Here is a 527-nt window from a genome sequence, read left to right as displayed (position 1 = left end):
AATAGCGGTCTCCTTCACGCCCGGGCCCAACACAGCCCTTTCCGCCACCATGGGTGCACAAGGGGGGCTCAAAAGTGCCTTGCCATTTGTCATCGGCGTACCCTTTGGTTGGGGCTTGCTACTAACCAGCAGCGTCCTGGGTATCAGCGCAGTTTTGGCCAACGTGGCAAGCGCGCGACTGGGCGTCGCCATTTTGGGTACAGGCTATCTGCTGTGGTTAGCCAAGCGCTTGGCAACCGCGCCCGCTTTACCAGCTGACACACCGGCGGCAGCGCTGGCGCCCACGGTCGGATTCAAGGGTGCGGTCGCATTGCAGTTTGTGAATATCAAGGCATGGATGTTGTCATTCAGCATCGTGGCGGGCTGGCTTTCTGGGCCAGCGGCAACGCTCGAGCGATTTGTGGTGGTCTTGCCCACCTTGATGGCGTTCGCTTTTTTCAGCAATTTGCTTTACGCCTGGATCGGCGCCGCCCTCCGGCAATGGTTGCGAGAAGGCAAACGCCTGAAACGCTTCAACCAAACCATGG

1 protein-coding gene is annotated in these 527 nt (G+C 59.2%); it reads left to right on the top strand.

Features of this window, described 5'->3' with window-relative positions; all coding sequences use genetic code 11:
- Positions 1-49 precede the first annotated feature (49 nt).
- Positions 50-527 (top strand): LysE family translocator (locus AC1QQ2_RS15075; RefSeq protein WP_479713762.1); only part of this gene is annotated, 478 nt, incomplete at its 3' end.

This window comes from Aestuarium sp. (assembly GCF_023253315.1).
Lineage (GTDB): Bacteria > Pseudomonadota > Alphaproteobacteria > Rhodobacterales > Rhodobacteraceae > Marivivens > Marivivens donghaensis.
The sequence above is the reverse complement of the archived record's forward strand: the minus strand, read 5'-3'. Positions and strand labels throughout refer to the sequence as shown.